This window comes from Sphingobium sp. LMA1-1-1.1, assembly GCF_040676365.1.
Taxonomy (GTDB): domain Bacteria; phylum Pseudomonadota; class Alphaproteobacteria; order Sphingomonadales; family Sphingomonadaceae; genus Sphingobium.
The window spans coordinates 149,144-160,471 of the sequence record NZ_JBEGHS010000023.1; the positions used below are offsets into that span (position 1 = coordinate 149,144).

Sequence of the window (11,328 nt, forward strand, 5' to 3'; positions counted from 1 at the left end):
CTCGCTCGGGGCCCCTTCATCCCTCAAGGGCGAGAGAGCCGCTTGGGTATCCTCTTCATGGGCAAAAGCAGGCAGGGCAGCCACCGCCAATGCAGCGGAGGCGAAAATGGGAAGTTGCGAATGTTTCAATGATCACCTGTCAGCGCGTGGTCGAAGCCTTTCCTCCTTTGCTGCAGCAACCGCACGCGTCTCGTTGTTTACGGTTTGTAACGGTGTCGATCGCGTTTCCCTCTTGCACAAGTTCGGAGGAAATCGTCGCACCGACCCGCGATCTGAAGGCGATTTTTGCCCGTTATCCGCAACAGATGCTTGCTGCTGAGGGAACTGTTACCTACAGTAAACTCTCAAAAAACGAGAGGCACCAGCCCGGCGGCCCCGGTTTGCAAGAGAGGAGATTGCACGGCGTGACTCTGAGTAACAACTGAAACAATCTCTCGGATGCCACGATCGCAATGTCGCCGAGAGAGTCTGCAAGGAATCGGCAAACCGCATGCATTGAGCGCTATTCGCTCACGAGGACACCCGGCGCAACTCAATGAAATATTCAGCATTGCAAGAGGACAGAAGGTTTTAAGATGGACGACAAGCTGGATATCGGCAACGCGATCGCAATGATGTCGTTTGCGGCGGTAGTGAGCTCCGGCAGCTTTTCTGCCGCTGCCAAGACATTGGGCTATTCCAAGGCCGCGGTCAGCCGGCAGATCTCGCGGCTCGAGGCGACGATCGGACTGAAGTTGCTCGATCGCACTACTCGTACCGTGACGCTGACGCCGTCGGGCAAGGAGATGTACGCCCGCTGCGCGCGGATCGTCGACGAGGTGAGCGAGGCCAATCAGGTCATCTCCGGAATGCTGTCAAAGCCTCGTGGCGATCTGAAGGTGAATGCGCCCGTTGTCGCTTCCCTTTTCAACGTCACCCAAATCATTCCGCGATTCTTGCAGGAATATCCGGACGTCCGGCTGATCATGAACCTGTCGGACACGAGGGCCGATCTGCTCAAGGGCAAGTTCGACGTCGCCTTCTGGGTGGGGGACACCTATGATCCAGATCTGGATTCGGTAAAGCTGCGCGATTATGAAATGGCCCTTGTAGCTTCGGCCGATTATCTGGACGCAAACGGCAGGCCGGCTTCCGCCGCAGATCTCAAGGAGCATCCGTGCATCCTGGAAACTCACTTGTCCAAGCTTGGCGAGTGGCGGTTATCGTCCGACGAGATCGTTTCCGTCAGCCGCGGCTCGCTCGCATCCAACAGCGTCAGGATGACGCGGGAAGCAACCTTGGCGGGAATGGGTATTTCCTATCTTCCGCGGTTCCTTATCGAGGATGACATCAGTTCCGGCGCTCTGGAGGTCATTCTTTCCGACATTGTTTCCGAACGGCTGCCGCTCTACCTCATCTTTCCCAAGGGCAGTTATCAGCTCGCAAAAGTCAAAGCTTTTGTCGATTTTTTCTCGCAGGAGATCATGACCACTGCCAAAGCCAGGAGGAAACGGAAAAGCGGCATACCCCTGGCACGGGCCATATAGCTGATTTTGATGTCGATAGTCCTTGCACCTGCAGTGTTACACGATCCCATGAACTCTCCCTCTCCCAAGGTGAGGAGAAGAGTGCTCTTTTCAGGCGTGTCGCCGCATCCCCCGGCGTGGAATTCGGCGCTGATGGCTGCGCAACTATGAAACGCGGCGCGATCGAGGGTAGCGGACAAGCATTTGAAAAGCTCCATCCCCTTCGGCCCGGCTGACGTGGAATTGAAACGGCTCTTAGCCGAACGGGCCGCGCAATTTCGAGCGACCCTGATAGGGGAGAGCCGTTCCGCAACTCTCGTCCACTTGTTTGACTATCTGCTCGAAAGGTCTGGCGATCCACGCCCACCCAAGGAGATCGAAGTCGCGATGGCGGTGTTCGGCAAAAGCGCCGAGTTCGACACCTCCCAGGACTCGACCGTGCGGGTCCATGTCCACCGCCTTCGCCAGCGGCTCGAAAGTTGCAATGCCGGAAAGAGCGGCCCATTGCTGCAAATCCCCAAGGGGGAATATCGTCTGCTGTTGGCCGATGGGCCCGAAAGCCTGGATGACGCCGCCACGTTTCCCGACCTGCGGAGACCTCACTCCAGGCAAAAGCGGTTATGGGCGGCAATCGCAATCTGTTCTTTGGTTACCCTGGCGCTGTGGACGACATTGTTCCTGGCCAGTGGCCGTGGAAGTCCAGTCAACCTGCCCCTCAGCCAAACCTCTTTCTGGAAACCCGTCGCGACACACAAGCGATTGCCGCTAATCGCGGCGGGTGATTTCTATATGGTCGTCGAGAGCGGACAGGATGGCAAAATCGAACGCCTTTCCATGCGCCCGACAATCCGCTCCGGGCGCGACCTTGACAATTATCTGACAATGCATCCCGATCAATACAGCAAGTTGCGGGACCGTGATATCCGCCGTGTCCCGGCGAAAGTTGCGACAGGCGCTGCGGCGCTTCTGCCGCTGATCGCATCAGTGCGAGCCGACGGAGGCATGCCCGATATTGTTCCAGTCTCTCAGATTTCCCAAGAAACCATCGATTCAGACGATATCATCTACATTGAGCACTTCTCAGAGCTGGGCATGCTGAGATCTGCTGTGCTCGGCCAGTCCCGCTTTGCGCCTGGTCCTGATCCTGACGAGGTAACGGACCTGCCCTCCGGCAGAATTTTCAGGGTGCGCCCAGCTATCGAGAAATCCTTCGATGAAAATATGCCGTCCAGCGACCCCTATGGCTATGATTATGGCTATATCGCCAGCTATCCTGGGCCCTCCGGCAACCAGATACTTGTGATTTCAGGTATTGATGATACGGCGCTGTCTCAAATGGTCAAGCTTGTATCAGACAAACGACAACTCGATCTGCTGTCACGCAAGACTGGCGGCGCGAAAGCGTTTGAAGCGCTCTATCAGATTCGCACGGCAGGTGGACTGATATTCGACACCAGCATCGTGATCGCACGGGCCTTGGATGCCGGCACACGCAAAGCGCCCTCTTCCTAGCATTACAGTTGCACATTGAGTTGAACTCTGAATCAATAGGTTTCCATGGTAAGGAGGCCGTGGATGACGGGTGCATCGATCGAGAGGACACTGGAGCTGTGGGCCTCCTCGCTGCGGGATGTGAAGGGTCGCATGCGCGGGCTGTTCACGCAGGAGCGCGTTGCGGCTTCGGCGAACCTGTTCCTGGACGGGTTGCTGGGTGACGAGCGCCGCAAGACCGGCTGGATGCGCGCGGAGGCGGCCGGGGATCCTGGTCCGTGGCGGCAACAGGCTATTCTGGGCCGTGGACGCTGGGACGCAGACGGGCTGCGCGACATCGTGCGGGATTATGTTGTCGAGCATCTCGCCACAGATGGAGCGGTTCTGGTTGTCGATGAGACCGGCTTCCTCAAGCAGGGCAAAATGTCGTGCGGCGTCGCGCGTCAATACACAGGTTCGGCCGGCAAGATAACGAACTGCCAGATCGGTGTGTTTGCCGCCTATGTGTCCGCTCGCGGACACGCCTTTATCGATCGCGCCTTGTACTTGCCCAAGAGCTGGACCGGTGATCCCGCGCGGCTTGCTGCGGCCCATGTTCCTGAAGCAGCAGCCTTCGCGACCAAGCCGGCGCTCGCGGTTCAGATGATCCGGCGTGCACTGGCAGCCGAAGTGCCGTTCTCCTGGGTTGCGGCGGACGCGGTGTATGGCGTCGGCGATGTCGAACAGGCGCTACGCCGCGCCTGCAAAGGCTATGTTCTCGGCGTTAAATCAGACCACCACTTCGGCTCCTGGGGTGATAAACCTCCAGTCGCTGGCACCGCTACAGAGATTGCACGAAACCTTGAACCAGAGGTATGGCAGCGTCTTTCCGCTGGGGAAGGCACCAAGGGCGCCCGACTTCATGACTGGGCATATTGCGAACTCGCCGATCTCGACGCTGACGAATATGATGAGACCCAATCCAGACTTTGGACCCGTGGCCTTCTGATCCGGCGCAATATCCGCGACGGTGATCTCGCCTTCTTCACGACATGGTGCCCGGCCGGCACGGACATCCAGACCCTCGTCGCCGTCGAAGGCTATCGCTGGGCGATCGAGGACAGCTTCGAGACAGCCAAGAACGAGTTCGGCCTCGACCACAACGAAACCCGCTCGTGGCATGGATGGCATCGTCACGTCTCTCTCGTCATGCTCGCCTTTGCGATGATGGCGGTGATCCGATACCGCGCCAACGACCTGGCGCCCCCAAAAAGACCGAGGATACGGACCACCAGGATCTGATCCGCTGGTCCATCCAGGAAGTCCGGCACATCGCCAACAGGCTCGAACAGCGCCGTATCCAACCCACCTACGTCAACGCATGGTCATGCTGGCGACGCGCCCATCAAGCCGCTGCCAGACGAGCTCATCTCAGATCAAAAACGCAACTGTAATGCTAGAGCATGTTCAAGTTGACCGTTACGGTCGACGGCTCGGAAAATGCGGTATCAAAAGACCAGAGCGTTTCCGCTCATAGTGACAACGCTCGAGGGCGCGCCCGATTATTCATCACGCTTCGTTTTGTCCCACATCCGTTGTGAATCGATTGGCCTCGCAATCAGCAACCTGCTGCCATAGCTTCGATTGAACATCGTGCGGACTTGGTAGAGAGCTTCGAAGGACCGCAAGTTTCCGCCAAGGCGCTGGCGCAACTCCTCCACCATTTTTGCGTCCATGACGACATTGGCCATCTGCGCGGCACCGGCATCTCCCGTTCCTGACAGGATCAGTATCTGGTTACCGGAAGGGCCAGGATAGCTGGCGACATAACCATAATCTCGCCGGGGGACAATCCTGTCGTCCAGCAAATAGGGACTGTCGGACAGGAATCGCCGCCCGGACAATGTGTCGATCAGCTCATAACAGGTCGTACCACAACGGAACTTCGAAGCCTGAAACAACGGATTGCTCAGCAAAGGAGAAATTGCATCAAGCGCCCCGAGATAGATGATTCCGGACGACCTCAGCATATCGGGATTGAGTTCGGATGTTGTAACCGGCCGCGACGACACATTTGCAAGAAAAGATGAAATATGGCTAACCGGGCTCAAAACATCTGAACTTACCGAATAGAGATCTTCATTATTAAAGATGTTCCGCATCTCCACATTTTTTGCGATATACGCATAAAATGTATCGGATGATTCTATCGAAAGATCCTGCACAACCTCATCGGAGTTATCCGATTTCTGCTTTCTCACAAACATGAAATAGTCGCCCATGACGATTAATGGAGGATTTTTCTCTCCACTAAAAGAGCGCCAAAGTTCTGAACGGCCAAGGGAATCACCCGAGCCCAGGACATGGCTGAAATACAGCAGGGCCAGCAGGGCATTTATGAGCAATAATAGCGATAGGGCTGCCGCTATCAGACCGAGACCTTGGCGGGGCACTCCCGATGACTCGGCAACCGGTGTGGCTTCCTCGCCCCCAATGCTGGGCGTTTCGAGGACAAGACCATATTCACCCTGCCGAATGGTCAGACGTGCACCGGGTTTGTCGACATAGAAGAGGTCCAGTTTCTTGCGCAGTCGATAGACGCCGACCCGGACCCTGGAACCCTGATGCCCCGGTTCACTCGAACCCTCCTGAAACACCTCTTCGGCAATTTCCGCTTCTCTGGGCCGGCGCCCTCCGATGGACTGCTGCAACAGAAAATCGAAAAGCCGAAGCAAGGTATCCGATCGGTTCGAGGCGATAAAGCTCCGCACCCGGCGACCTTCTTCCGCCAAAGCGCGGGCCATTACCTCGGAAACTGAGCTATCTTCGATCGTCATTCACCATTTCGTCTGGCGCTCGCCTGTTCCTCGGTAGGCTACCCGGATTTCGACCGAAATCAAACGCCATGCCCTCGGCTGCTCATTTGAGACCCATGGATACGGTGCCGTCCGAGTTGATCACGTCGAGCCGGTGATCGCACACATATTCAGGAATTCGATAGGCGCGGTTGCGCTTATACTCCCAGCTGAAACTATATGGTGTCTTGAGATATTCCGGATCCTCGACGGAGACATCCAGCCGCAGCATATCGGGTGCGATCAGGCGATATCGCTCGGTAATCGTCATCGCATCGCTGTGAGGAATATCGTAGAACTGGAGGTCCTTCTGCACGCCGCGCGTTTCGACGACCAGCATGTCCCCTTCCCAGTGGCCAGACGAGAAACCGAAATAGGACGGTGCTAGATCGTCGGGGGCGGGGAAAGGCGCATCGAGATAGATGCGGCGCGTCTGCATGAAAAGCTCCGCCAGCACGGTGATCTGCCCCGGATTTTGCAGGATCTGGATAGGATAAATCCCCTCCATGATGCCAGGCGTGCCCTCGGGAAGGCAACGCGTGCTGGCGTCGACCAGAGGTGTGCCCGCTGTCAGCCCGGCTTGACGCTTGTTGCGAATGGCTCTCCACTCGCTTGCATAGGGCTCTTTCAACTCTGGGCCCTTGCCAGGCGGCGGCGTCAGCTTTGTTTCGTCATCGTCCAGAAACGGGCCGGGATACCGTTCCCAGACACCTGAGATGTCCGGCTCTGCCTTCACGCTCGCGACTGCCGCCGGCCTGGCGGGCATGGGCGCAGCAAGTGCGACGCCGCCGCATACCCATGTCAGCGTGGCGGTCAATGCGAAAGTCAGCCCACCTGGATGGCCTAAACGCATCAGCTGTTCCGTTCTTCCTCGCTTGGCTTGCCCCTTGGGAGGCATCTGGTGTTCACCACGCATCCAGTTTGCTCCCATTGGGCAGGGTGGCGACCTTCAGTGCGCCGCCGGGCTTGCCATTGCGCAGCGGGTAGAAGCTGACGTTGATCCTGTCCCCCGGTTTCAGCGAATTGAACTTCCAGCCCGTCTTTGACATGTTGGACGGACTGCCGCATTCCAGCGTGTAAGTGGTCTCATCCTTTTTAATGACCACGAATACATGCGGGTTTGCCCATTGAAATTGCGCGACGGACACCCCCTTGAGTTCGGAAGTCCTGGTCTGATCAAACATCGAAAAGGAATGATGCGCCGCCAAAGGTTGACCGAGTGCAAGAAGGCTGGCGCCAAGAACACCGGCACGGATTCTGATTTTAGACATTCACGGATATCTCCTTGATCGACGAGCGGCCGCGCCAAATTGCTCTGCATGGTTCGATCGCCGCTTGATCGATTGCCTTCCGGGGCTATCGGCCGATCGGGTTTGGTTCAATTTACCCAGCCGCCCAAACAGCCGGTGAGCCTCGCAACGTAACGGAACATTGCACCGGCGGAAGTACAAAGGGGTCGCGAAACCGTTAAACGGGCACTGCGCAGGGTAACAACCTCCAATCACGCCAACCCTCCTTGCCCTCCACCGGAAATCTGCGGGCAACCTTCAAGCCAACGGCAGTCCGACGCGGGTTTCCGGTAACGTTACAGCCAGGATCTGAACGTTTCGGAACAGTGTTACACTGGTCTGTTTTGTTTACTTTCCGATAACAAACTACACAAATTGCAGAATGTGTTGCCGATAGGAAACGCTGCGCACTGCAACGAGCGGGCGCGAATAGCATCATGCAAACGGGGAAAGAGGGACCATGAAATATTCCAAAGTTCGGACGATGCCATCAGGATATGGCATCGTCACAGGCAGGGCCGCAGGGTCGCTACCTTTTGGAGTCCTTCTTCTTGCCGGCTCGGCGCTGACATTGCCCGTTGAGTCTGCGCATGCACAGGAGAACAGTGCAAGGAAGGGCGAATATCAGGAGGCAGTGAGCGTCCCGGAAATCATCGTCTCGGCCCGCCGCAGGGACGAAGCGCTGACCAACGTCCCTGCCTCCATCACCGCTTATTCTTCCGACTTCCTCGAAAAGCAGAATATTCAGACGTTCACCGACTATGCGACCAAAGTGCCCAATTTAAGCTTCCAATATGGGCAAGGCGGCAACCTGCTCTGGAGCGGCGATCGTCAAACCACGATCAGGGGCGTGGTCGGCAATGACACCACTGCTTATTACATCAACGATACGCCCGTCCCGGCATCTGTAAGTCCCCAAACGTTGAATCTGGAACGCATCGAAGTCTTGAAGGGGCCACAGGGAACGCTGTTCGGCGCCAGCTCCATGGGTGGCACGCTTCGATTCATCACGAAAAGGGCCTCGCTTAACGAAACAAGCGGCGCTGTGCAGGTGCAGGGCGGCGCTACCCGCAATGGCGGATTCGATTTCGACGGTAGCGCCATGGTGAACGCCGCCCTCGTTCCGGACCGGATCGCCCTGGACGTGGCGCTAGGCTATACACGGGAATCGGGCTTCATCACGCGGCGGTTTCCGGACGCGGCCTCCGGCGAACTCGTTTCAAAAAAAGGTCAGGGACGTAACGACACCTATACGGGTTCCGTTACGTTGCGCGTAAAGCTGACGGAGGACTTGGAAGCGACAATCAACGGCATCGGGCAGACCAGCAAGCTGCACGGCTTTCCCGCCAGCTACGTACCGCTTCCCGCTTACAGACCGCTGTCCTACACGGTGGAACGCGACCGCGATGTGCAGGAATATTCAAAGGATCGCTGGGGTATCGCGTCGCTGGTGTTGAATTATGCAGGTGACGGCTTCTCGGTGATATCGTCGAGCAGCTATTTCAAGCGCAAGATCCGGGAACTGGAAGACAATACGGAAGGTACGAACCAATATTTCGAACAGGATGAAGGCATCGATCTGGGGCGACCGGCCTTCCATGTCACCAGCCTTTCCAAAGAGCGGCGCCTGACGCAGGAAGTGCGGCTTTCGTTCGACCAGGGCACGATATTGCCGGATCTTTCCGGCATCGTCGGCTTCTTCCACCAGAATCAACGCTCCTATTCGATTGCGCCGGGCATTTTCGTTCAGGAAATGGAAGACGCGGGTTTGATTCCTCCCTATTTGAGCTCAGCCAGCGCAGATACACGCAAGATCGACACCGCCTTCTTTGGCGAAGTCTATTACGAGTTGGCGCCCAGGCTCACCATGACGCTGGGGCTACGAAAATATTGGGTAACCCAGAACACCGCCGCCAGCACCGACACCGGATTTATCTATGGTGAAACGGGCATGTCGGAAAATCCTGCGGTGCACAACACGGAGACGGGCCTGGTGCCGAAGGCCGTGCTTTCCTACGAGATCGGCGACCGCGGCAACATTTATGCCTCGGTGTCCAAGGGATTTCGTTCTGGGGGCCGACAGGCGCGTCTGCCCGATTTCTGCGGGGATGATCTTGCCAGGCTGGGACTCACGGTAGACGATATTGGACAGTATAAGTCCGACACACTGTGGAGCTATGAAGTCGGTGCCAAAAGCCGCTTGGCTGGCGGCAGGCTGAGCGCGTCAGCCGCCGCATTTCGAATGGACTGGTCTGACATACAACAGGCCACCCTGCTCCCGATCTGCGGAATATCGTTTACCACGAACGCCGGCAAAGCTCGGATAAACGGCGCGGAGATCGAAATTTCCGGCAAGCCCTTTGCCGGGGTGCCTCTGTCAATCCAGCTTGGCCTCGGTCACACCGACGCAATCCTCAAGGACCCGGGCGTTCTGCCGCAGGCGCCGAATAGCCGCCTGGGCCTGGTCCCGAAATGGACCGGCACCATTTCCGGATATTATGAAGCGCCGGTCAATGACGATGTCAGCCTGTTCGTCGCCGCAGACTATAGCTACACCAGCTCGACCAAGGTTCCCGACGGCGAGGGCGGCTTTCTCTCGCGGCAACCGATCGACATGGTCAATGGCAATCTTGGTCTGAATATCGGCCATTCGCAGATTCTGATCTACGTCAAGAATCTGTTGGATAAGCGATTGAATTATGGGGACCAGCCATCTTCGTCATTCGATCGGCGGGATGAAAATGATCAGCGCCTGCCTCGTGGCGTGGTCAGCCGCCCACGCCAGATCGGCGTGCAGTATCAGCTGAATTTTTGATTTCCACTGAGTCAGGGGATGGTGCCGCCGTCCCTGCTCTCGACCAAGGAACGGATATGAAATCGCTTGTGAAATGGATGGCGCCTGCGTCTCTGGCAGCGGCCATCATCCCACTCCCTGCCCTGGGCCATCATTCTTTCGCCATGTTTGACCAAAGGACGGAGACCAGACTTAAGAGCTTGGTCGTGACACGTTTCGAATGGACCAATCCGCATGTCTTCGTCATCGGGACTGCCGGTTCCACCACCTATACGCTCGAATGCAGCAGCCCCAATCTCATGGGGCATCAGGGCTGGAAGCACAACACGCTGACGCCCGGAACCAGGATTGACGTCGCCTTCTATCCTCTACGCAACGGCAAGCCTGGCGGGATGTTGAAGACCGTCACGCTGCCGGGCGGCAAATCGATGAGCGCATGGTGAACGCCCCACTTGCAGATCAGGCGCCAGCGCCCCCAGACTTCCTGACGATGCCACCCCAAATTCGTCCATGAAGGGAGCAATCCGATGAAATGCTCTTCCCCTCGCCTTGGCATCCTGCGATCTGCGATCGTGCTCGTCGCCTGTGCCCTGACAATGCCTGCCATTGCGGGCATTCCAAACATCAGCGGGGTATGGAATCACTATCCTCCATTGCCCGGAACCTTTTCAGGTCAACCGAACCCTCCGGAATGGGATCCGGGCGAACCGCCGCTCAGAGAGCCATATAAGACGCAATGGCACCAGCTACAGGAAAAGCTGGCCGCCGCGGAAGCCGCGGGCCATCCGCTGCCCGACGATAGCGCCCTTTGCCGGCCCGACGGAACCCCCATGATCATGTGGGCGCACTACGCACTGCAAATTCTGCAAAATCCTGATCTCAAGCAGATCACGGTGCTCTCCGAATTCATGGCGCAAACCCGGCGCATTTATCTCGATGAAGACCTGCCGCCGATCGACAGCATAGATCCGGGTTATCTCGGCTACTCGGTGGCGCGATGGAACGGCGACGTTCTCGAGGTCACCACGGCGGGAATCCGCGAAGACGTAAAGTTCATGGACATTCCCCATTCCAAGAACATGATAGTCAGGGAAAGGATATTCATGGACGCCGAAAAATTTCTGATAGATGAAGTGTCGATTGAGGATCCCCAATATCTCTCAGAATATTATAATTTCAAGTTCATGTACAAAAAGGAGCCCCTTTCGTACAAGATCTCTGAATATGTCTGCGATAACCAACGTTCGATCATATTGCCTGACGGCAGCCTGGGCATGGCGGTGGAAACACCATAGAGTCGTGATGATAGTTGCATGAATCGCTTGGCCACGCCAAGAGCACATCGTGCTATGATTTAGAGCCTGCCTTGAATCTCATGCGAGGCGAAAACTTCGGGTCAGCCCAGATAGGTTCGC

General features: G+C 56.9%; 9 protein-coding genes. 6 read left to right on the plus strand and 3 right to left on the minus strand.

Annotation, left to right across the window (positions count from 1 at the left end):
• Window positions 1–575: 575 nt before the first annotated feature.
• The 3 genes from MRBLMA1_RS12195 to MRBLMA1_RS12205 all read left to right on the plus strand — a co-directional run bounded on the left by MRBLMA1_RS12195 (window position 576) and on the right by MRBLMA1_RS12205 (window position 4,277).
• Window positions 576–1,526 (plus strand): LysR family transcriptional regulator, encoded by a 951-nt coding sequence (locus tag MRBLMA1_RS12195; protein WP_363737114.1) that lies wholly within the window; start codon window positions 576–578, stop codon window positions 1,524–1,526.
• A gap of 183 nt (window positions 1,527–1,709) precedes the next feature.
• Window positions 1,710–3,017, plus strand: a complete 1,308-nt coding sequence (locus MRBLMA1_RS12200) for a hypothetical protein (protein WP_363737115.1) — start codon at window positions 1,710–1,712, stop codon at window positions 3,015–3,017.
• A gap of 45 nt (window positions 3,018–3,062) precedes the next feature.
• On the plus strand, window positions 3,063–4,277 hold the full coding sequence (locus tag MRBLMA1_RS12205) for an IS701 family transposase (protein WP_363737116.1): 1,215 nt from the start codon (window positions 3,063–3,065) through the stop codon (window positions 4,275–4,277).
• A gap of 260 nt (window positions 4,278–4,537) precedes the next feature.
• Here the strand turns inward: MRBLMA1_RS12205 and MRBLMA1_RS12210 are convergent, their stop codons facing one another.
• The 3 genes from MRBLMA1_RS12210 to MRBLMA1_RS12220 all read right to left on the minus strand — a co-directional run bounded on the left by MRBLMA1_RS12210 (window position 4,538) and on the right by MRBLMA1_RS12220 (window position 7,101).
• Window positions 4,538–5,812: a hypothetical protein gene (locus MRBLMA1_RS12210; protein ID WP_363737117.1), complete on the minus strand. Its 1,275-nt coding sequence runs from the start codon at window positions 5,810–5,812 to the stop codon at window positions 4,538–4,540.
• A gap of 82 nt (window positions 5,813–5,894) precedes the next feature.
• A complete protein-coding gene (locus tag MRBLMA1_RS12215) occupies window positions 5,895–6,746 on the minus strand; it encodes a hypothetical protein (protein ID WP_363737118.1) in 852 nt (283 codons plus the stop codon).
• Window positions 6,736–7,101: a DUF6152 family protein gene (locus tag MRBLMA1_RS12220; protein WP_363737119.1), complete on the minus strand. Its 366-nt coding sequence runs from the start codon at window positions 7,099–7,101 to the stop codon at window positions 6,736–6,738. The genes MRBLMA1_RS12215 and MRBLMA1_RS12220 overlap by 11 nt, the downstream gene beginning before the upstream one ends.
• 478 nt (window positions 7,102–7,579) lie before the next feature.
• Between MRBLMA1_RS12220 and MRBLMA1_RS12225 the strand changes: the two genes are divergently transcribed.
• The 3 genes from MRBLMA1_RS12225 (at window position 7,580) to MRBLMA1_RS12235 (ending at window position 11,208) form a co-directional block, all read left to right on the plus strand.
• The gene (locus MRBLMA1_RS12225) at window positions 7,580–9,934 is read left to right on the plus strand and encodes a TonB-dependent receptor (protein ID WP_363737120.1); all 2,355 of its coding nucleotides are present in this window, start codon (window positions 7,580–7,582) and stop codon (window positions 9,932–9,934) included.
• Window positions 9,935–10,011: 77 nt separating this feature from the next.
• Entirely contained in the window at window positions 10,012–10,356 is a 345-nt protein-coding gene (locus tag MRBLMA1_RS12230) for a DUF6152 family protein (RefSeq protein ID WP_363737435.1), read from the plus strand.
• 84 nt (window positions 10,357–10,440) lie between these two features.
• Window positions 10,441–11,208 (plus strand): hypothetical protein, encoded by a 768-nt coding sequence (locus MRBLMA1_RS12235; RefSeq protein ID WP_363737121.1) that lies wholly within the window; start codon window positions 10,441–10,443, stop codon window positions 11,206–11,208.
• Window positions 11,209–11,328 lie beyond the last annotated feature (120 nt).